Below are 21,939 nucleotides of genomic sequence, written 5' to 3'. Positions count from 1 at the left end.
GAAACTGACGTGCGATTCCCCAACCAACGTTTAGCGCAGCTGTTTGGCATGCTGCAAAACGAAGCGCTTCCACAGGACGAGCTGGCGCAGCGGTTGTCGGTTTCCACACGCACCGTACGGGCGGATATCACTGCGCTAAACGCGCTGCTCACCCAGTACGGCGCGCAGTTTGTCCTCAGCCGGGGTAACGGTTATCAACTCAAAATTGACGACCCGGCACGTTATCATGCCCTGCAAACGCAGCGACCAGACGCGTTGCTGCGCATCCCTCGCACCAGCCAGGAGCGGGTGCACTGGCTGGTGGTTCGTTTTCTGACGTCGGCCTTTTCGCTGAAGCTGGAGGATTTGGCTGATGAATGGTTTATCAGCCGCGCGACGCTGCAAAACGATATGGCTGAGGTGCGCGAGCATCTGCAACGTTATCATCTGACGCTGGAAACGCGCCCCCGTCACGGTATGAAGCTGTTTGGCAGCGAGATGGCGATCCGCGCCTGTTTGACCGATCTGCTATGGACGCTGGCGCAGCAGGATCCACAGCACCCGCTAGTGACGCAAGAGGCACTAAATGCCGGGATCCCTGAACAGCTACAACCTGTTTTGCAGGATATTTTTGCCCGTTTTCACATTCGCCTGACCGATGAGGGGGAGCTGTTTTTGCGGTTGTACTGCGCGGTGGCGGTACGGCGGATTAGCGAAGGGTATCCCCTCCCGGAATTTGCCGCAGAAGAAGCCGAGCAATCAGTGTGCCTGGCCACGCGGGAAATCGCAGCGGTATTGCACCGACTGGCGGATAAACCGCTTACCGTTTCCGAAGAGAACTGGCTGCAGGTGCATATCGCCGCCCGCCAGGTACAAGAGATCGCCCCCAGCGCCATCAATGCGGATGATGACGAAGCGCTGGTCAATTACATCCTGCGGTTTATCAACAGCCAGTACAACTACAACCTGTTGAATGACAAACAGTTACATGCTGATCTGCTGACGCATATTAAGACGATGATCACCCGGGTGCGTTACCAGATAATGATCCCCAATCCGCTACTGGAAAATATTAAACAGCACTACCCGATGGCGTGGGACATGACGCTGGCCGCCGTCTCGGGATGGGGAAAATATACGCCGTACACCATCAGTGAAAATGAGATTGGCTTCCTTGTGCTGCATATTGGCGTCGGGCTGGAGCGTAGTTACAACATCGGTTATCAGAGGCAGCCAAAAGTTCTGCTGGTATGCGATGCTGGAAATGCGATGCTGCGGATGATTGAGGCGGTGCTGGCGCGTAAGTATCCGCAGATAGAAATCGTTGATACCGTGACGCTACGCGACTACGAACAGCGGGAAAGCATCAGCGAAGATTTCGTCATCTCTACCGCGCGGGTTGGTGAAAAAGATAAGCCTGTGGTGATGATTGCACCGTTCCCTACCGATTATCAACTGGAGCAAATTGGCAAACTGGTGCTGGTCGACAGAACCCGTCCGTGGATGTTGAACAAATTCTTCGATGCCGCCCATTTTCGTGTGATCGACGAGCCAATGGATCAACAAACGTTGTTCAACGTTTTATGTCGCCAGTTGCAGGATGAAGGCTTTGTCGATGCGGAGTTTCTTGATTCGGTGGTTGAACGTGAGGCTATCGTCAGCACCATGCTGGGTGACAGCATTGCCCTGCCGCACGCCCTCGGTCTGCTGGCAAAGAAAACGGTGGTCTACACCATCCTCGCCCCGCAGGGTATCGCCTGGGGGGATGAAACGGCGCATGTGATCTTCCTGCTCGCCATCAGCAAAAGCGAATACGAAGAAGCGATGGCGATCTACGATATTTTCGTCACCTTCCTGCGCGAGCGCGCGATGACGCGACTCTGCGCATGCCGGAATTTCAGCGAGTTCAAAACAGTTGCAATGGAGTGTGTGAGCCGTTTTTGAGGGGTGGAAAACAGAACCTCTACTGCTGGAAATTAACGCAAATGATGCACAACCTGGTTGCTGCTCCCGCGCCAGATTAGCGCCGGGTCTTTGAGATCCTGCACGTATTTGCCATCGACCAACACGTTGATGAGATCGACAACCTGCATTTGCGCGGCATCGAGTTCATCGAGCTTGTAGCCGGTCCACACCCAGATGTCTTTTCCCGGACACTCAGCGCGAATGCGCTGCACCAGTTGCAGAATATCCGGCACGTTTTGTGGATGCAGCGGATCGCCGCCGGAGAGTGAGATCCCCTGACGGTGAATACGCGTGTCGTTCAGATCGGCAATGATCTTGTCTTCCATCTCTTTGCTAAACGGCTGGCCGGAATTGAGCCGCCAGGTGCTTTTGTTATAGCAACCGGGGCATTCATGCACGCATCCTGAAACAAACAGGGTACAGCGAGTGCCGGGACCGTTAACGATGTCGACAGGGTAATACTGATGGTAATTCATTAGCGCTTCTCATCCGTTTATCAATTCGCGCCATAGCTGCGTTCGTGCGCCCGAGTCACTTACTTATGTAAGCTCCCCGGGACTTACTCATTTGCTGCCTTGCTATGACGTGAATTGCGTTGCGGAAATAATGGCCCGAAAAGCGTCGCATCGCCGGGCAATAAAATCGTCTAAATTAACCGATCTGCCCGTTCCCTAAATGCTTAACGCGGCGCTTCACTTCTTCCTGCTTACCGGCGTTAAACGGACGTGCGTCCGGGCTGCCTAAATAACCGCAGACGCGGCGGGTGACCGATACGCGGGCGGCGTCGTGGTTACCACATTTCGGGCAGGTAAAACCTTTGCTGGTGCACTCAAATTCACCGGTAAAGCCGCACTCGTAGCATTCATCGATTGGCGTGTTGGTCCCGTAATAGGGCACGTGCTGATAGCTGTAATCCCAGACGTCTTCCAGCGCTTTCAGGTTGTGCTGAATATTCGGGTATTCGCCGTAGCAAATGAAGCCCCCGCTTGCCAGCGGCGGGTACGGCGCTTCGAAATCGATCTTGTCGTACGGGTTAACCTTCTTCTCCACGTCGAGGTGGAAGCTGTTGGTGTAGTAGCCTTTGTCGGTCACGCCCGGGACCACGCCAAATTCGGCGGTATCCAGACGGCAGAAACGGTCGCACAGGTTTTCACTTGGCGTGCTGTACAGGCTAAAGCCGTAGCCAGTTTCGTCTTTCCACTGATCGACCGCCTGACGCAGGCGTTCCACAATGGCGATACCTTTGGCGCGCAGCTGCTCGCTGTCATACACATGCTTGTCGCCAAACAGCGCATTGATGGTTTCGTGAATACCGATGTAGCCCAGAGAGATGGATGCACGACCATTTTTAAAGATTTCTGACACATCATCGTCCGCTTTCAGACGCACGCCGCAGGCCCCTTCCATATACAGAATGGGCGCCACGCGGGCCTTCACGCCTTCCAGGCGCGCAATGCGGGTCATCAGCGCTTTACGCGCCAGTACCAGACGATCGTCGAGCAGTTTCCAGAAGGTGGCTTCATCGCCATGCGCTTCCAGGGCGATACGCGGCAGGTTGAGGCTGATAACGCCGAGGTTGTTACGTCCGTCGTGAATCTGCTCGCCGTTCTCGTTTTCCCACACGCCGAGGAAGCTGCGACAGCCCATTGGCGTTTTGAACGAGCCGGTCACTTTGACCACCTGATCGTAGTTCAGGATGTCCGGATACATACGCTTGCTCGCGCACTCCAGTGCCAGCTGTTTGATGTCGTAGTTCGGATCGCCAAACTTGTGGTTCAGACCGTCACGAATCGCGAACACCAGTTTCGGGAACACTGCGGTTTTACGATTTTTACCCAAGCCGGCAATACGGTTACGCAGAATGGACTGCTGGATCAAACGCGATTCCCAGCTGGTTCCCAGGCCAAAACCAAAGGTCACGAACGGCGTCTGACCGTTGGCGGTATGCAGGGTGTTCACTTCATACTCGAGAGACTGGAATGCGTCGTAGCACTCTTTCTCGGTACGGGAATGGGCATAACCGTCGGCGTCCGGGATCTGCCACTCTTCAGCGGTTTTACGATGTTTATTAAAGCTCTCGGTAACGAACGGCGCGAGAACTTCATCAATACGGTTAATGGTGGTGCCGCCATAAATATGGCTGGCGACCTGCGCGATAATTTGCGCGGTGACGGCGGTCGCGGTAGAGATGGATTTTGGCGGTTCAATCTCCGCGTTACCCATCTTAAAGCCCTGCGTCAGCATGCCTTTCAGGTCGATCAGCATGCAGTTAAACATTGGGAAGAACGGAGAGTAGTCGAGATCGTGATAGTGAATATCACCACGCTCGTGCGCCTGGACGACATCACGCGGCAGTAGGTGCTGACGCGCATAGTGTTTGGCAACGATACCGGCCAGCAGGTCGCGCTGGGTCGGGATCACTTTGCTGTCTTTGTTGGCATTTTCATTCAGCAGAGCAGAGTTGGTTTGCTCAACCAGACCACGAATTTCCTGGTTCAGACGGCCACGTTTTTCACGCTGGATATCACGGTCGTGGCGATATTCGATGTACGCACGGGCGAGTTGTTTGTACGGGCCAGACATTAACTGGTTTTCTACCGCTGTCTGGATCTCGTTGATATCGACCTTGCTGCGCTCATTCATCTGGCTACTAACGACTTCTGCGACGGTGGCACAGTAATCTGCGTCATCGACTCCCGCTGCTTTAGCTGCACGCAGAATGGCTTCTTTGATGCGCTCTGATTTAAACGGCACTTTACAGCCATCTCGTTTCATCACATGCGGTGTCATGATCACTCCATATTTATAAGAACAGGTTATCCACAGAGGTTGGGGAGGCCATCAGGGCTTTATTCATCTCTATTGCCAATGACTTCCCGCAATCCTGACCCACTTTATCCACAATTCCACCGTGAAGCGGTGCACTGTAGTTGTAGCAATTGTAGTCGATTAATACAACATATTGGGTCGGCGTGCATTTTAAGTTCTATATGTAGTGATTTGCATCAAGGATGTTTACGATTTATTTGATGTAGCGCAAAGTAAAAATCGGAGCGTACAGATGACGGGCACTACAGCCGATTGTAAATTGTGGGCAGAAAATTCTGATTAATTATTCAACAAAAACAGAAAGGTAAGCTGAGCGTAGGCATCAAAGCCCGGCAGCGTTATGCGTACCGGGCCTGAACATAATTGCAAGCTATTTTTGCAACCACCAGACGGCTTCAAAAGGACGCAGCGTCATGTCTGCGGGTTGGCTGGCGACCTCGGCATAGTTGTGCATCAGCACCTGCCAGTTGCCGTCGGTCTGGGTCGGCTGCCAGCTCTGGAAGGTATCGCTCAGATTAGCAATGACCAGCAACCGCTGTCCTTGCCATTCACGTTGATAGCACCACAGATGCGGGCTGCCCGGTAGCAGATCCTGATAGTCGCCCCAGGTGATAACCGGCTCTGCTTTACGCAATGCGATCAGCTTCTGATAGGTATAGAACACCGAGTCGGTATCGCGCAGCGCTGCCGCCACGTTGATATCCGCTGCGTTGTCGCACAGATTGATCCACGGTTCACCCGCGGTGAAGCCCGCGTGTTTGCTGGCATCCCACTGCATCGGCGTGCGGCTGTTATCGCGCGATTTACTGGCGAGGATCGCCAGCAGCTCTTGCGCATCGCGCCCCTGGCCGTTCAGGGCGGCAAACATGTTATGGCTTTCCACATCGCGATAATCGGTAATCTGGCGGAAGTGCGGATTGGTCATGCCGATCTCTTCACCCTGGTAGATGTAGGGCGTGCCCTGCATACCGTGCAGCACCATCGCCAGCATTTTTGCGGCCGGAACGCGGTATTTACCTTCATCGCCAAAACGCGACACGATGCGTGGCTGGTCGTGGTTACACCAGAACAGCGCGTTCCAGGCCTGATTGTGCATGCCTTGCTGCCAGTGGCGGAATAGGGTTTTGAGCGCCACATAGTCGGGTTTGGCTAACGTCCACTTCTCACCGTTGGGGTAATCCACTTTCAGGTGGTGGAAGTTGAAGGTCATCGACAGTTCGCTGCCATCGAGTGCGGCGTACTGCTGGCAGTTTTCCAGCGTGGTAGAAGACATTTCGCCGACCGTCATCAGGCCGCGGGGCGTGAAGACGTCGCGATTCATTTCACGTAAAAACGCATGCGCACGCGGGCCGTCGGTATAAAAACGCCGCCCATCGCCGTCGGGATCGCTCGGGAAGTCCTGATTTTTAGAGATAAGATTCACCACGTCGAGACGCAGCCCGTCCACGCCGCGATCGGCCCAGAACTCGCACACTTTTTTTAGCTCGGCGCGGACCGCCGGGTTCTCCCAGTTCAGGTCTGCCTGCTCCGGAGCAAAGAGGTGCAGATAGTACTGCTCGCTTTCGGCGTGCCAGCCCCAGGCGCTGCCGCCAAATTTGGAGTGCCAGTTATTCGGGAGACTGTCTGGCGTACCGTCGCGCCAGAGGTAAAACTGACGATACGGGCTGTCTTTATCCAGCGCCTCGCGAAACCAGGGGTGCTGGGTTGAAGTGTGGTTAAACACCATATCGAGAATAATACGGATGCCGCGCGCTTTCGCCTGCGCCACCAGTTCGTCAAAGTCTGCAAGCGTTCCGTAGGCCGGATCGACAGACATGTAATCCGCGACGTCGTAACCGTTATCAACCTGCGGCGAAATATAGAACGGCGTTAGCCAGATGGCATCAACCCCCAGCGTTTGCAGATAGCCGAGGCGCTGCGTCACACCGCGTAAATCGCCGGTGCCGCTGCCGGTGGTGTCCTGAAAACTCTTGGGGTAAACCTGATAGATGACGCCGTTTTGCCACCAGTGGGGAATATTCATGGTTGTTTCCTGGAAATACGATGGGGCGCAACTGCGCCCCGAAGAAAAGTTAGACAATTTGTAGTGTGCCCATACGGTGTTTACGCTGATAAACGAATGAGGTCAGTACCATGGGGATAACAATCGCAATGACCATTGCCATGCCAAATACCTGCCAGTAAGTCGGCTGGATGGAGAGGATGCCCGGCAAACCGCCGACGCCAATTCCGTTCGCCAGCACACCGTTCAGGCCGCACAGCAGTCCGGCGAGACCGGAACCGATCATCGCGCACAGCATCGGGAAGCGGTATTTCAGGTTGATCCCGTACATGGCAGGTTCAGTGACCCCGAGATAGGCGGAGATCGCGGCAGGAACGGAGATTTCACGTTCATTGTGTTTGCGACTGGAGATGATGATCCCGACTACCGCAGAGGCCTGAGCGATATTCGACAGTGCGATCAGCGGCCATACCGGCGTACCGCCCATGCTCTGAATCATCTGCATGTCGATAGCCAGCGTGGTCTGATGCACGCCGGTTATCACCAGCGGGGCATACAGGAAGCCGAACAGCGCCGCGCCAATCGGGGCAAAGCTGCCGGTCAGCAGGTGACGGACCGCAAACGCGACACCGTCGCCGATCATGCGGCCAAACGGACCAATAAAGGCGTGCGCGAGGAATACCGCGAGGATCAACGAGCACACCGGGACGATCACCAGATACAGATAATCCGGGACGATGCGTTTCATGCGTGTCTCAATAAACCCGAGCGCCAGACCGGCCAGCAGTGCCGGAATAACCTGTGCCTGATAGCCCACTTTCTCAATGCTGAACAGGCCGAAGTTCCACACTTCCGGTACCTGTTGACCGAGTAGATAGGCGTTCATTAGCTGCGGTGAAACCAGGGTCACACCCAGCACAATACCGAGGATCGGCGTACCGCCCATTTTCTTCACTGCTGACCAGCAGATCCCGACCGGCAGATAGAAGAAGATCGCTTCGCCAATTAGCCACAGGAAGTCGTAAAGGGTTTTCAGCGAAGGGTGCATCTGCGCCAGCGTCTGCCCGTTGCTCATGGGCAGATCGCCAATCACATTACGGAACCCCAAGATCAAGCCGCCGCTAATCAGCGCTGGCAGCAGCGGGAAGAAGATCTCCGCAAAATGAGAAATCAGCTGTTCGTGCCATTTCATATTCTGCCGCGCGGCTTTTTTCGCCTGCTCTTTGTCGGCGCTGGCCTGACCGGTTGTCGCCAGCAGCGCTTTGTAGTAATCGCCCACTTCGGTACCAATCACCACCTGAAACTGCCCGGCGTTGGTGAAGCAGCCTTTGACCATCGGCAACTGTTCGATCTCTTTTGGCCTGGCATTCGCAGGCTGATTCAGCACAAAACGCAGGCGAGTAATGCAGTGACTTACCGTGGCGATATTGTCGCGCCCGCCTACCAGCTCAATCAGCCGGTCGATGTCTGCTTGTTTAATTTTGCTCATTATTAAGCCCTATTGTTGACCTGCCGCCAGAGTATATCGTCGATGAAAATTTAAAAATGGGAACGTTCCCGAAACGCAGCGAAGATCACAAATTAACGCTCAGAAAGCGATCAGGAGAGGGTGGAAGGAATAACGATTTGTCGTAGTTCGCTACGGCCATTGATCTGCTCGATCAGCTGCGAGGCCGCTTGTCGTCCGGCTTCGGCATATCCTGGATCGACGGTGATTATTTCCGGATGGAGGAATTTCATCAGCGGCGTACTGCCCACGCTCGCCAGCTGTAGATTCTCAATTCGCTGCTCTTGCAGATATTTGCTGACACCAAGGGCGAGGGTATCCGTCGCGCAGACTAAGGCAGTGGTTTCCGGGGTGATGACGTTGGCGGCCTGCTCATAACCCTGCTTCATGGCAAGACCCGGTAGCGCGGCTACAGGATGCAGTTTGTGTTTCTTACAGAACGCCAGGTAGGCTTCATGGCGGCGCTTACCGGTGGTCACGTCGCTATGGGGAACGCCAAGAAAGCTGATATGGCGATGCTCGCGATCGTATAAACGCTGCATCAGGGTGCGAATGGCGCCTTCATCGTCATAGCAGACGGAGGCAAAGCCTTTGGCATCTCTTGCCAGCAGCACCAGCGAATCCTGCCAGGAGGCGAGCATGGATTCACTTATGCCGGTAAAACCAAACAGCACCACGCCGTCAATATTGCGGCGTCTGAGCATGCCGAGATGCTCTTCAACCAGTTCGGGCGAGAACTGGCTTTCCATCATGATCGGGTCGTAACCCTGCTCATAAAAGGCGGGCAGCATGGTTTGCACGGCGAGATTTTCCGAAAGCGAGTCCAGACGCGTGACGATGATCGCCACCACCTTGTCACTTTGTCCGCGCATGGCGCGTGCGGAGCGGGAAGGGGAAAAACCGTGCTGATTCATCACCGCTTCAACGCGTTCGCGGGTGCGTTCGCTCACGCCGCTTTCATTGTTAAGCACACGGGAAACGGTTGATTTTCCCACACCGCTTAAGCGGGCGATGTCTTTAATTGTCAGCCGGTTTTGCATCCTGTTTTCCCGTGTTGCGTGTGAAGTTATGCCAAATAGAGAATAACTTTACTCAAGCGCAGCGCAATGGGCAAAGTCTGGTATACGTTTGGTTTAGTTTCCATGGTTTATCATACTGCCATAATTGCCACAAACCTTATGGTTTTCTGCGTATAATCCGCAGCGTAAATCATTCACTTACCGGAGGCTATATGGATCCCGATCCCACCCCTCTCCCGAGATGGAGAAACTCCCCTTTCCGGTAAGCCTGTCTTTCACTGTCTTACCGGAGCAGTAAGACAGTGACGTTCTGACGTCCCTGTTGTGATTTTAATATTGCCATCAGGTAAGGCTTTGCCACGCCTGAAGGATTTACTGCGCCTGTTGAGACTGGCGCAGAGGGACTGCCTATGTTCAAAAATATTACTCGCCAGCTATTTGCCCGGCTAAACCGCCATTTACCACATCGTCTGGTGCATCGCGATCCGTTGCCTAATGCCCAGACCGTTGCCAGCACGCCGATCCCACCATCGCTGAGCGAACATTGTCTGAAAATGGCGCTGATGGACGAAGCCGCGCTGTGGAAAACGTTTGGCGCGCACCCGGAAGGATTAAACGCCGCAGAAGTGGAAAACGCTCGCGAATTACATGGTGAGAACCAACTGCCGGCGCAGAAGCCGTCGCCGTGGTGGGTGCATCTGTGGGTCTGCTACCGCAACCCGTTTAATATTTTGTTGACCATCCTCGGTGCGATTTCCTATGCCACCGAAGATCTGTTTGCCGCTGGCGTCATTGCTCTGATGGTCGTCATCTCTACGCTGCTGAATTTTGTGCAGGAGGCGCGTTCCACCAAAGCGGCAGATGCGCTGAAAGCGATGGTCAGTAACACCGCTACGGTGCTGCGCGTTATCAACGAGAAAGGAGAGAACGGCTGGGTTGAACTGCCGATCGACCAGTTAGTTCCCGGCGATATCATTAAGCTGGCGGCAGGGGATATGATCCCGGCCGATCTGCGTGTGGTGCAGGCTCGTGACCTGTTCGTGGCCCAGGCTTCGCTGACCGGTGAATCGCTGCCGGTGGAGAAAGTCGCAACCAGCCGCGACCCGCAGCAAAGCAACCCGCTCGAATGCGATACCCTGTGCTTTATGGGCACCAACGTGGTGAGCGGCACGGCGCAGGCCATCGTGATTGCGACCGGAGCCAATACCTGGTTCGGGCAACTGGCGGGCCGCGTCAGCGAGCAGGAAAGCGAGCAGAATGCTTTCCAGAAAGGGATCAGCCGCGTCAGCATGCTGCTGATCCGTTTTATGCTGGTGATGGCGCCGATTGTGCTCATCATCAACGGCTATACCAAAGGCGACTGGTGGGAAGCGGCGCTGTTTGCCCTGTCTGTCGCGGTGGGGCTGACCCCGGAAATGCTGCCGATGATCGTCACCTCGACGCTGGCGCGTGGGGCGGTGAAGCTGTCAAAACAAAAGGTCATCGTCAAACACCTCGACGCCATTCAGAACTTTGGCGCGATGGATATCCTGTGTACCGATAAAACGGGCACCCTGACACAAGACAAAATTGTACTTGAGAATCATACAGATATATCTGGTAAGCCCAGCGAGCACGTCCTGCATTCTGCGTGGTTGAACAGTCATTACCAGACCGGGTTGAAGAATCTGCTGGATACGGCAGTGCTGGAAGGCGTGGACGAAGAATCAGCCCGCCAGCTCTCTACCCGCTGGCAGAAAATTGATGAGATCCCGTTTGACTTCGAACGCCGCCGCATGTCGGTGGTGGTCGCTGAAGAAACCGATGTGCATCAGCTGGTGTGCAAAGGCGCGCTGCAGGAGATCCTCAGCGTCTGCACCCAGGTGCGCTATAGCGGTGAGGTTGTCCCGTTAGATGACAACATGCTGCGTCGGGTGAAGCGCGTCACGGATACGCTGAACCGGCAGGGGCTGCGCGTGGTGGCGGTGGCGACGAAGTACCTGCCAGCGCGTGAGGGCGATTACCAGCGTATTGATGAATCAGATCTGATCCTCGAAGGCTATATTGCGTTCCTCGATCCGCCGAAAGAGACCACCGCGCCAGCGCTCAAAGCGCTGAAAGCCAGCGGCATTACTGTGAAAATCCTGACTGGCGATAGCGAGCTGGTGGCGGCGAAAGTGTGTCACGAAGTGGGGCTGGATGCGGGCGATGTGGTTATCGGTAGCAACATTGAAGGGTTAAGCGACGATGAGCTGGCAACGCTGGCCCAGCGCACCACGCTGTTTGCTCGTCTGACACCGATGCACAAAGAGCGCATTGTCACGCTGCTCAAGCGCGAAGGTCATGTGGTTGGCTTTATGGGGGATGGCATTAACGATGCCCCGGCGCTGCGTGCGGCGGACATTGGTATCTCCGTTGACGGCGCGGTTGATATTGCGCGTGAAGCCGCTGATATCATCCTGCTGGAAAAGAGCCTGATGGTGCTGGAAGAAGGGGTGATCGAAGGACGCCGTACTTTTTCTAACATGCTGAAGTATATCAAAATGACGGCCAGTTCTAACTTCGGTAATGTGTTTAGCGTGCTGGTGGCGAGCGCCTTCTTACCGTTCCTGCCGATGTTGCCGCTGCACTTACTGATTCAGAACCTGCTGTACGATGTATCCCAGGTGGCGATTCCGTTTGATAACGTCGACGAAGAGCAGATCAAAAAGCCGCAGCGCTGGAATCCCAGCGAGTTGGGGCGCTTTATGATCTTCTTTGGACCAATCAGCTCGATCTTCGACATTCTGACATTTTGCCTGATGTGGTTCGTCTTCCATGCGAATACGCCAGAACATCAGACGTTGTTCCAGTCTGGCTGGTTCGTGGTAGGCCTGCTGTCGCAAACGCTGATTGTGCATATGATCCGTACCCGCCGCGTGCCGTTTATCCAAAGCCGCGCCGCATGGCCGCTGATGCTGATGACGCTGGTGGTCATGGTGGTAGGCATTGCATTACCGTTCTCGCCGCTGGCCAACTATCTGCAATTGCAGGCGCTGCCGCTGAGCTACTTCCCGTGGCTGATTGCGATTCTGGCGGGCTACATGACATTAACCCAGCTCGTGAAAGGTTTTTATAGCCGCCGCTACGGCTGGCAGTAATCCTCAACTTCTTTGCAGGAGGGTGTTAATACTCTCCTGCATTTCTCTTTTTCATTCGAAAGATATTCTCCCGAAATATTGGTGTTTTATTTTTATTGAAATGCTAACGCGGGTAATTAGTATCAAATTGCCTTCTTTGCGTTGTTTTTTTATCAATAAAACGATCTGCGTTGCAAAAATGAAACAGCGTGCTAAAAATTATAAGAATCTGCGATTTTTTGTGAACGCAGTCATCGAAATAAATTGTTACACCAGTTAGTCTGCGCAGGTAACGTCGTTAAGAAAGTTTCTCGCTGCCCGTTTTTAATTCCGGCAGTCATTTGCTCTGCAAGCTATTCCTGTTAATGGATATTATGAACTTCTGGAGAAGGACAAATGAAACTGACAAAAAACCTGTTAAGTCTGTGTATTGGCGCGTCTGTATTACTGGCGAGTCATGCAACGCTGGCACAAACCTTTCGCGCCGCAGATGTGCATCCGGCTGATTACCCAAACGTTGTTGCAGTGAAACATATGGGGGAGAAACTTAACGCCGCGACCGAAGGTCGTCTGGAGATCAAAACATTTCCAGGTGGTGTGTTAGGCGATGAAAAACAGATGATTGAACAGGCGCAATTAGGCGCCATTGATATTATTCGCGTCTCAATGACGCCAGTTGCCGCAATTCTCCCTGAAATAAACGTGTTTACCCTGCCATATATTTTCCGCGATGAGGACCATATGCATAAGGTTCTTGACGGCATGATTGGTCAGGAGATTGGCGACCGTCTGACAGCCAATACCAAATCACGACTGGTGTTCCTTGGCTGGATGGATGCGGGAACGCGCAACCTGATCACCAAGAATCCGGTAGTGAAACCGGAAGATTTGCACGGCATGAAAATCCGCGTTCAGGCCAGTCCGATAGCGCTGGATACCCTAAAAGCGATGGGCGCTAACTCCATTGTGATGGGCGTCAGTGAAGTATTTAGTGGCATGCAGACCGGCGTTATTGATGGTACGGAAAATAACCCGCCAACGTTTGTTGCGCATAACTATTTGCCGGTCGTGAAAAACTATACCTGGAGTAAACACTTTATTATTCCTGAGCTTTTTCTGTTCTCGAAAGCCAAATGGGATAAGTTAAAAAAAGAAGACCAGGAACTCATTATTAAACTCGCTAAAGAAGCCCAGGTAGAGCAACGTAAACTTTGGCAGGATTATAATGCGAAATCGCTGGAGACCATGAAAGCCAACGGTGTTCAGTTCCACGATATTGATACGGACTATTTCTATAAAGCCACGCAGTCAGTACGGGATAATTACGGTAAAGACCACCAGGATTTGATCAAACGTATTCAGGATGTGAAGTAATTCATCGGGTGGAGGATATCAATCCTCCGCCTGAGTCTTTTGATTAATTCGAGGTGATGATTATGGGTGAATGCTATTCATCGGTAATGGATTTTCTTTATCGAGTGTCAATGTGGATTGCCGGTATCGCATTATTGGTTATGGTCGCCATTATCCCCATTGGCATATTCGCGCGTTATGTCCTGAATAACGCCCTGTCATGGCCTGAGCCAGTCGCCATTCTTTGTATGGTGACATTCACCTTTATTGGCGCGGCGGTGAGCTATCGCGCAGGTTCGCATATCGCGGTAAGCATGGTGATTGACCGTCTGGGGGAATCTTCCCGCCGTTACTGCTCGGTAGTCGCAGACGTTATGTTAATGGCGATAAGCCTGTTCATTCTGTGGTACGGCTCCATGCTATGCCTCGAACTGTGGGAACAGCCCGTGGCGGAATTCCCAATTTTAAGCGCCGGGCAAAACTATCTCCCGTTGCCGATTGGCTCTGCTATTACGCTACTGTTTATCGTTGAGAAGATCTGCCGTGGCTCGCAGTACCAACGTCCTGTTGTCATGCTGGGATCGACCAGCTAGTTACCGCCCCCATTTCAGAAAGGAAAGCAGATGGATGCATTTATTCTCGTCTTTACGCTCGGCATTATGCTGGCGATTGGGGTACCGGTAGCGTACGCGGTTGGCATTAGCGCCATCATTGGGGCCTGGTACATTGATATTCCGCTGGAAGCGGTGATGATCCAACTGACCAGTGGGGTGAACAAGTTTTCGCTACTGGCGATCCCGTTCTTTATTTTGGCCGGGGCTATTATGGCCGAAGGGGGCATTGCGCGGCGGCTGGTAAACTTTGCCTATATTTTCGTTGGCTTTATTCGCGGCGGGCTGTCGCTGGTCAACATTGTGGCCTCGACCTTTTTTGGCGCAATTTCTGGATCGTCGGTGGCCGATACCGCGTCTATCGGTTCGGTAATGATCCCGGAGATGGATAAAAAAGGTTATCCACGCGACTTTGCTGCAGCGGTCACTGCCAGCGGCTCGGTGCAGGCGATCCTCACGCCGCCGAGCCATAACTCGGTTATCTACTCGCTGGCAACGGGCGGGACGGTGTCGATTGCCGCGCTGTTCATCGCCGGGATCCTACCGGGCCTGCTGTTAAGCTTCAGCCTGATGGTGATGTGCGTCGCTTTTGCGCACAAACGCGGTTATCCAAAAGGGGAGCGCGTACCGTTTCGCCAGGCGCTGAAGATATTCGTCGATACGCTGTGGGGCTTAATGACCGTTGTGATCATCATGGGCGGTATCTTGTCAGGTATCTTTACCGCGACGGAATCTGCGGCGATTGCCTGTCTGTGGGCCTTCTTTGTCACCATGTTTATCTATCGTGACTATAAATGGTCTGAACTGCCGAAGCTGATGTTCCGTACGGTGAAAACGGTCACTATCGTAATGATCCTGATAGGTTTTGCCGCCGCGTTCGGTGCCGTCATGACCTATATGCAGTTGCCGATGCGTATCACCGAAGCTTTCACCAGCATCTCGGACAACAAATACGTCATCCTGATGTGCATTAACATCATGCTGTTGTTGATCGGTACGCTGATGGATATGGCGCCGCTGATCCTGATTTTGACGCCGGTTTTGCTACCGGTGACCAACGCGCTCGGCATTGATCCGGTCCATTTTGGGATGATCATGCTGGTGAATTTAGGGATCGGCCTGATAACGCCGCCGGTAGGGTCGGTGCTGTTTGTGGCCAGTGCGGTGAGTAAGCAGAAAATTGAGCAGGTGGTGAAGGCGATGCTGCCGTTCTACTTCGTGCTGTTCCTGGTGCTGATGATCGTCACGTACATTCCGGCGATTTCGCTGTTCCTGCCGAGACTGTTTGGTGTGATGTGATAAACGCCCGGTGGCGCTCGCGCTTACCGGGCCTGCAAACTATGCTTGCGTAGGCCGGATAAGGCGAAGCCGCCATCCGGCACAAAAAGACTTAGCGACGAACGGCGATCGCTTCAATCTCGATTTTCACGTCTTTCGGCAGACGGGCAACTTCCACGCAAGAACGCGCCGGGAAGGTGGCGTTGTGCTCGGTGAAGAACGCTTCGTAGGTCGCGTTTACGGTTGCGAAATCGTTCAGGTCTTTAACGAAGACGGTAGTTTTTACGATGTCGCCCACTTTCAGGCCTGCTGCTTCAACGATAGCTTGTACGTTTTCCAGCGACTGACGCGCCTGAGCGGACACGTCTTCCGATACGGCACCGGTTTTCGGATCGACCGGGATCTGACCGGAAGTGATTACCATGCTACCCAGGTCAACGCCCTGAACGTATGGGCCGATTGCTGCTGGTGCATTTTCCGTCGCGATAGTCTTGCTCATGATTTCTCCTGAATTACAGCGGTAATAGAATGTTCCCGGCCATTATAGGGAGCCGGGAAATCATTACCAACACCAATTAGTTGGCCAGCACCACATAATGCGAAAACTCTTTTTCACAGTATTTGCATTTGAGTGCGATGTCGTCAGCGCGCTTTTTCACTGAAAAACTGGACGATACTGGTTCAGCATGGCTGATGCAGTTGCTGTTCGGGCAAACCAGCACGTTATCGATACGTTCAGGCAGGCTCGGACGTGATTTCCCCACCACGTCATAATCGTCAATGCGGTTTACCGTTGCCTGCGGAGCGTAAAGGGAGAGCTGGTTTACCTGCTCGTCGGTCAGGAACGTATTTTCGATTTTAATCAGGTCTTTACGGCCCATTTCGCCAGACGGCAGGTTCAGGCCGATGGTGATACGCTGGTCGGTTTCAGTCAGTTTGAACAACGTCAGCAGCTTAAAACCAACCTGTGCGGGAATGTGGTCAATTACGGTGCCACGTTTGATGGCTTCAACCTGCAGTTTGTTATCGTGTGTCATCTCTTTTTCTCCCTTACAGTGCCAGTTCGCTATTCAGTACCAGTGCCAGTAACGCCTGGCGGGCGAAGATGCCGTTGCCAGCCTGCTGGAAATACCAGGCGTGCGGCGTCTTGTCGACGTCGGTGGTGATTTCATCGATGCGCGGCAGCGGATGCAGCACCTTCATGTTCGCTCTGGCACCGTTCAGATCGCTGGCACGCAGAACAAACTGTGCTTTCACATTGGCGTATTCGGACGGGTCCAGACGCTCTTTTTGTACGCGGGTCATGTAGAGGATATCGACCTCCGCCATTACCTCTTCGATAGTGCCATGCAGGCTCCAGGCGATACCTTTTTCATTCAGCATATCCAGAATGTATTGCGGCATGGCCAGCGCGTCCGGGGCGATGAAGTAGAAGCGGTTACCTTCGAACTTTGCCAGCGCCTGGGTCAGGGAGTGGACGGTGCGGCCATATTTCAGGTCACCCACCATGGCGATTTGCAGATTGTCCAGGCGACCCTGCGTTTCCTGAATGGTAAACAGATCCAGCAGCGTTTGGGTGGGATGCTGGTTGGAACCGTCGCCGGCGTTCAGTACCGGCACGTTACCGGAGAACTCGGTTGCCAGACGCGCGGCACCTTCCTGCGGATGACGCATCACGATGGCGTCGACATAGGTGCTGATGACGGAAATGGTGTCGGCCAGAGTTTCGCCTTTTTTGCCAAGCGACGTGTTGCTGCTGTCAGAGAAACCCACCACGCTGGCGCCCAGACGATGCATGGAGGTTTCAAAAGATAAACGGGTGCGGGTTGACGCTTCAAAGAAGCAGCTGGCGATGACCTTATGTTTTAACAGCTCTGGCTGCGGGTTAGCTTTTAATTTCGCCGCCGTCGCGAGGACCAGATTAAGGTCATCGCGGCTGAGGTCGTTTATGGAAATGATGTGTTTTTGATAGAGCGGGTTAGCCATGTTTATCTCCTGACGCCTGGGCAAAAAAAAAGCCCCTCAATTGAGGGGCTCGGAATGGGTGATCAACGGAAAGAAAAACGGCAGGCCAGCGTCCTTTTTCAGACGCGGTAAGACAAAATGTCGTACACACTGAACCATACATCCTCCCGGCAAATTGTCCGCGATTATACTCAGCTCCGTTATGGGATCAAGCGAAAAATGCACTATTTATTCATCGCAAACGGTTCTTATGAATTTTAATTCATTTTGAATAGATAATTAATCTGCTTGTGGATCAGGCCCGTTCGCTGCACCACCCGCGGTGCGACCCAGACAATACTGCTACCGGCAATGACGCCGAGAATTTCTGGCAACGCGTGATAATCGAGGATTCTGGCTACGGCGCGACCATAGCCTGCCGCCGTGTGGATGAGGATAAACTCGCTATTGTGTTCCACGCTGACCACCATTTCAGCAATCGATCGGGCAGCATCAGGCGCGGGTCGTGATTGCGGATTTACAGAATAAATTTTTTGCCCTTTTGTATTTCTTATTTTTATAGCACCGAGCAGTTTCAGCAGACGAGATACCGTTGACTGGCTAATCCCGGTGAAACCATGGTGTTGTAGATCGCGGCGAAGCGCTTCCTGAGACAGGTAGCTTTTTTCGCTAATCAGGCGCTGACAAATCGCCAACTGTTTCTGCTCTTTGGTCGAGTAATCATCGAATTCCTTCATAAAAACACCCTAAATTTATCATTTGTATCAATGCGATGGCGAAATTCACCACATTTGCAGTATCAATAACGGCTCAAACGGGCGGTTGTGCAGAAAAACGAGAGCGCGCTCAAAAAAGCCGTCGTGATCCGACGGCCAGCAGGACTACAGCATCGCGCCGATACTCAGAACAACCATGTTCAGCACCGTCAGAATTAGCAGCAGTGGTGCGACCCATTTCAGGTAGCGCACATAAGGAACGCGAGCGATGGCCAACCCACCCATCACAACCGCTGAGGTGGGGGTAATCAGATTCACAATGCCGGAAGCGGATTGATACGCGGTGACGACCAGATCCCTTTGCACATGGGCGAAGTCAGCCAGCGGGGCCATAATGGGCATCGTGAGCACCGCCAGGCCAGACGAGGAAGGGACCAGGAAGGAGAGCAAGACTTCCAGCCAGTAAGTCACATTGATGAAAATGGTGGTGGACAGACCGGAGACTAAATTTTCGGCGCTGTGCAAAATGGTGTGGGTGATCATGCCGTTGTCCATCACCACGACGATACCGCGCGCAATGCCGATAATCAGCGCCACGCCGAGCAGATCCCGTGCCCCGTCAATGAAGGTACTGGTGAATGCTTCTTCACTCATGCGGGCAATTACGCCGACGATAATCGCAGATGCCAGAAAAACCCCAGATATTTCAGCCATCCACCAGCCGAGCACCGCGACGCCATAAATCATCACTGCAAAGGCGGCGGCGAATATCAGCAGGATCCACTTACGCGTAGCCGTGAATTCAAGATTGGTATTGGCGCGACTACCGAGAAAATGGGCACGGTTTTCCTCCATTTTATCGGCCACGATGGAAAGCTCAGGATGGCTGCGAACTTTCCGTGCATAGCGCATGACCCATACCACACAGATAACATAGCCGACGACCAGCAGCAGAATGCGCATCAGCATTCCCTGGGTGAAGGGGATCCCGGCGGCGTTAGCGGCGATAACCGTTGCGAAAGGGTTGATTGTTGAACCGAGGGTGCCGATGCCTGCGCCAAGCAAAACGGTTGCGGCAGCAACCAGTGGATCAAAGCGCGCAGCCATCATGACCGGAACCAATAAGGTGTAGAAAGGAAGTGATTCTTCCGCCATGCCGTAAATCGTGCCTCCGGCGGCGAAAAGTCCCATCAGGATGGGGATCATCCACTCTTCTTTGCCGTTCAGCCTGACCGTCACGCGTTCGATTCCTGCGTCGATGGCGCCCGTTTTGTTTACCACACCGAGAAACCCGCCAATAATCAGGACAAACAACGCCACATCAATCGCGCCTGCGGTGTAGGTTTCGTGGTTATAAAGCCCGTCAATCGGAGCCAGCAGTACAGCCGTTAAACCTTGTGGATGCGCCTCTGTTGGGGCATAGGTACCGGCAACCGGCACTTCTTTGCCCAGGGTGGCATTCATCGCCATCTGGTATTTCCCGGCAGGGACAATCCAGGTCATAACGGCGACGAGCGCAATAAGAATAAACAGGATGGTATACGCGCTGGGAAATTTGAATTTGCCCATGATGTTCTCCGGATAGCTTGGGCATATGCCGCCAGGCGACACATGCCCGCTGGGGTTAGTCGCCGAGTGTCGCTACCATGACTGCTTTAATGGTATGCATCCGGTTTTCTGCTTCGTCGAAGACGATGGAATGCGCTGACTCAAATACCTCCTCCGTGACTTCAAGCCCTTTCAGGCCGTAAGCCGCTTCGATTTCACGGCCCACTTTGGTGTGCTCGTTATGGAAGGCGGGCAGGCAGTGCATGAATTTCACATTGGGATTGCCGGTCGCATCGATGACCTGCTGGTTAATTTGATAAGGCGTCATCAGGCTGACGCGTTCTGCCCACGCCTCTTTGGGTTCTCCCATCGAAACCCAGACATCGGTGTAGAGAAAGTTCACGTCGTAAACGCCTTCCTCAACATCCTCTGTGAGCGTAATGCGCGCGCCCGTCACGCTGGCGATTTCACGGCATTCGGCAACCAGCGCCTCGTCCGGCCAGAAGGATTTCGGTGCGACCAGACGAATATCCATCCCCATTTTCGCCGCGCCGACCATCAGCGAATTGCCCATGTTATTGCGGGCGTCACCAAGGTAAGCGAAGCTCAGTTCGGGTAAGGTTTTACCCGGGGCGTGTTCCAGCATGGTCATCAGATCCGCGAGGATCTGCGTAGGGTGGAATTCATTCGTCAGCCCGTTCCAGACCGGCACACCAGCGAACTGCCCCAGTTCTTCCACGATCTCCTGGCCGTAGCCGCGGTATTCAATACCGTCATACATGCGGCCTAACACGCGGGCGGTATCTTTCATCGACTCTTTATGACCAATCTGCGAGCCGCTTGGGCCAAGGTAGGTCACCTGTGCGCCCTGATCGAAAGCGCCGACTTCAAAGGCGCAGCGGGTGCGAGTTGACGTTTTTTCGAAGATTAGCGCGATATTTTTACCAACCAGCGTTTGCCTTTCGCGTCCGGCTTTTTTTGCCGTTTTTAACTCGATAGCCAGATCGATCAGGTACTGGATTTCCGTTGGGGTGTAGTCCAGCAATTTGAGAAAATTGCGATTTTTCAGGTTAACAGTCATGAAAATATCCTTATGTAGGCTGGATAAGGCTTCGCTTTACCCAGCAAAAAAAGCCTTAAGCGTTAACATCAGTGGCTTCGCGCCGAATTAGCGTGCCTTTGTCACCGGCGAGAATGGCCGAACCGTCAGCCAACGAGCCGATGCCAGCAATCCCGTGACAGTGAGAGACAAATTCCGCGCAGGCGGTGACTTTGGGGCCCATTGAACCGGCGTCGAATTGCATTTCGCCGAGCCGTTCCGGCGTAATCTGGGCCAGCGGGCGCTGGGTAGGTTTGCCCCAGTCGAGATACACCGCATCGGCATCGGTCAGGATCAGCAGCGCATCGGCGTGGATTTGTTTGGCGAGCAGGGCGGCGGAGAGATCTTTGTCGATCACCGCTTCAATACCGTGGTAGCCATCGGCTTTTTCCACCACCGGTACGCCGCCACCGCCGTTGCAGATAACCAGATGATCGCGGGCGATCAGTGTGCGAATGGCGTCACTTTCCACGATTCGTTTGGGTTGTGGAGAGGGCACAACACGGCGGAATGCTTTACCATCGGCTTTGAAAACCCAGCCTTTTTCCACCTGTAACGAGTGGGCCTGGGGTTCGTCATAAATCGGCCCGATATATTTGGTGGGATTGCTGAAGGCCGGATCGTGGGCATCGACTTCAACCTGAGTCAGCAGGACACTAATTTCACGCTGTGGGAGCTGGTTTTTCAGGGCCTGTTGCAGCATATAGCCAATCATTCCCTGACTTTCTGCGCCGAGAATATCGAGCGGATAGGGGGTGACGTTGGCATAAGCACTGTTTTGTAACGCCAAAAGTCCAACCTGCGGGCCATTGCCGTGTACCAGAATTACGCGCCACTGCTGCGTGAGCTGAGCGAGAGTTCTTGCCGCCAGCTCAATATTCTTGCGTTGGATGTCGGCTTCCAGCGGTTCGCCGCGTTTGAGTAGCGCATTGCCGCCCAGCGCCACAACCAGGGTAGGTTTGTTTTCCAT

At 53.6% G+C, this 21,939-nt stretch carries 19 protein-coding genes; 6 read left to right on the top strand and 13 right to left on the bottom strand.

The features are described 5' to 3' along the window. The first annotated feature begins 9 nt into the window (after positions 1-9). Complete coding sequence (locus HV243_RS21905; RefSeq protein ID WP_049043244.1) at positions 10-1,923, top strand: PRD domain-containing protein; 1,914 nt, start codon at positions 10-12, stop codon at positions 1,921-1,923. Positions 1,924-1,955: 32 nt separating this feature from the next. On the opposite strand, the gene nrdG is transcribed toward HV243_RS21905, so the two are convergent. The 5 genes from nrdG to treR all read right to left on the bottom strand — a co-directional run bounded on the left by nrdG (position 1,956) and on the right by treR (position 9,322). Next, the gene (gene nrdG / locus HV243_RS21900) at positions 1,956-2,420 is read right to left on the bottom strand and encodes an anaerobic ribonucleoside-triphosphate reductase-activating protein (protein ID WP_016151476.1); all 465 of its coding nucleotides are present in this window, start codon (positions 2,418-2,420) and stop codon (positions 1,956-1,958) included. Positions 2,421-2,595: 175 nt separating this feature from the next. Further along, the gene (gene nrdD / locus HV243_RS21895; protein ID WP_016151477.1) at positions 2,596-4,734 is read right to left on the bottom strand and encodes an anaerobic ribonucleoside-triphosphate reductase; all 2,139 of its coding nucleotides are present in this window, start codon (positions 4,732-4,734) and stop codon (positions 2,596-2,598) included. Between the two features lie 409 nt (positions 4,735-5,143). Then, positions 5,144-6,796, bottom strand: a complete 1,653-nt coding sequence (gene treC / locus HV243_RS21890; RefSeq protein WP_053389031.1) for an alpha,alpha-phosphotrehalase — start codon at positions 6,794-6,796, stop codon at positions 5,144-5,146. Between the two features lie 49 nt (positions 6,797-6,845). Next, positions 6,846-8,264 (bottom strand): PTS trehalose transporter subunit IIBC, encoded by a 1,419-nt coding sequence (gene treB, locus HV243_RS21885; protein ID WP_016155564.1) that lies wholly within the window; start codon positions 8,262-8,264, stop codon positions 6,846-6,848. 110 nt (positions 8,265-8,374) lie between these two features. Further along, on the bottom strand, positions 8,375-9,322 hold the full coding sequence (gene treR, locus HV243_RS21880; protein WP_016155565.1) for a trehalose operon repressor TreR: 948 nt from the start codon (positions 9,320-9,322) through the stop codon (positions 8,375-8,377). Positions 9,323-9,711: 389 nt separating this feature from the next. Here treR and mgtA point away from each other — a divergent pair, with 389 nt between their 5' ends. The 4 genes from mgtA to HV243_RS21860 all read left to right on the top strand — a co-directional run bounded on the left by mgtA (position 9,712) and on the right by HV243_RS21860 (position 15,662). Then, positions 9,712-12,420, top strand: a complete 2,709-nt coding sequence (gene mgtA, locus HV243_RS21875; protein ID WP_019078248.1) for a magnesium-translocating P-type ATPase — start codon at positions 9,712-9,714, stop codon at positions 12,418-12,420. Between the two features lie 375 nt (positions 12,421-12,795). Continuing rightward, positions 12,796-13,773, top strand: a complete 978-nt coding sequence (locus HV243_RS21870) for a TRAP transporter substrate-binding protein (protein WP_047358554.1) — start codon at positions 12,796-12,798, stop codon at positions 13,771-13,773. A 62-nt stretch (positions 13,774-13,835) separates the two neighbouring features. Further along, entirely contained in the window at positions 13,836-14,345 is a 510-nt protein-coding gene (locus tag HV243_RS21865) for a TRAP transporter small permease (RefSeq protein ID WP_046275813.1), read from the top strand. A 30-nt stretch (positions 14,346-14,375) separates the two neighbouring features. Next, complete coding sequence (locus HV243_RS21860; RefSeq protein ID WP_016151490.1) at positions 14,376-15,662, top strand: TRAP transporter large permease; 1,287 nt, start codon at positions 14,376-14,378, stop codon at positions 15,660-15,662. A 91-nt stretch (positions 15,663-15,753) separates the two neighbouring features. On the opposite strand, the gene ridA is transcribed toward HV243_RS21860, so the two are convergent. From ridA to pyrL, 4 genes are all read right to left on the bottom strand, one after another. Continuing rightward, a complete protein-coding gene (gene ridA, locus HV243_RS21855; protein ID WP_016151491.1) occupies positions 15,754-16,140 on the bottom strand; it encodes a 2-iminobutanoate/2-iminopropanoate deaminase in 387 nt (128 codons plus the stop codon). Positions 16,141-16,216: 76 nt separating this feature from the next. Further along, complete coding sequence (gene pyrI / locus HV243_RS21850) at positions 16,217-16,678, bottom strand: aspartate carbamoyltransferase regulatory subunit (protein ID WP_016151492.1); 462 nt, start codon at positions 16,676-16,678, stop codon at positions 16,217-16,219. 13 nt (positions 16,679-16,691) lie between these two features. Continuing rightward, positions 16,692-17,627, bottom strand: coding sequence for an aspartate carbamoyltransferase (gene pyrB / locus HV243_RS21845; protein ID WP_016151493.1), 936 nt, complete (start codon positions 17,625-17,627; stop codon positions 16,692-16,694). A gap of 36 nt (positions 17,628-17,663) precedes the next feature. Continuing rightward, complete coding sequence (gene pyrL / locus HV243_RS21835) at positions 17,664-17,765, bottom strand: pyr operon leader peptide (RefSeq protein WP_003025819.1); 102 nt, start codon at positions 17,763-17,765, stop codon at positions 17,664-17,666. Here pyrL and HV243_RS21830 point away from each other — a divergent pair. Beyond that, on the top strand, positions 17,745-17,867 hold the full coding sequence (locus HV243_RS21830; RefSeq protein ID WP_085951096.1) for a hypothetical protein: 123 nt from the start codon (positions 17,745-17,747) through the stop codon (positions 17,865-17,867). The genes pyrL and HV243_RS21830 overlap by 21 nt on opposite strands. Here the strand turns inward: HV243_RS21830 and HV243_RS21825 are convergent. The 4 genes from HV243_RS21825 to arcC all read right to left on the bottom strand — a co-directional run bounded on the left by HV243_RS21825 (position 17,864) and on the right by arcC (position 21,939). After that, positions 17,864-18,343 (bottom strand): arginine repressor, encoded by a 480-nt coding sequence (locus tag HV243_RS21825; RefSeq protein ID WP_047499901.1) that lies wholly within the window; start codon positions 18,341-18,343, stop codon positions 17,864-17,866. The genes HV243_RS21830 and HV243_RS21825 overlap by 4 nt on opposite strands. Before the next feature lie 144 nt (positions 18,344-18,487). Further along, positions 18,488-19,891, bottom strand: a complete 1,404-nt coding sequence (locus HV243_RS21820) for a YfcC family protein (RefSeq protein ID WP_047499900.1) — start codon at positions 19,889-19,891, stop codon at positions 18,488-18,490. A 55-nt stretch (positions 19,892-19,946) separates the two neighbouring features. Further along, positions 19,947-20,951: an ornithine carbamoyltransferase gene (argF, locus tag HV243_RS21815; RefSeq protein WP_053388739.1), complete on the bottom strand. Its 1,005-nt coding sequence runs from the start codon at positions 20,949-20,951 to the stop codon at positions 19,947-19,949. 55 nt (positions 20,952-21,006) lie between these two features. Next, positions 21,007-21,939 carry a carbamate kinase gene (gene arcC / locus HV243_RS21810; protein WP_053388738.1) on the bottom strand — a complete coding sequence of 311 codons (933 nt, stop codon included), beginning with the start codon at positions 21,937-21,939 and terminating at the stop codon, positions 21,007-21,009.

The sequence above is a fragment of the Citrobacter sp. RHBSTW-00599 genome, from assembly GCF_013784065.1.
In the GTDB taxonomy this organism is placed as follows: domain Bacteria; phylum Pseudomonadota; class Gammaproteobacteria; order Enterobacterales; family Enterobacteriaceae; genus Citrobacter; species Citrobacter braakii.
This window is presented reverse-complemented; position numbering and strand designations above follow the sequence as displayed.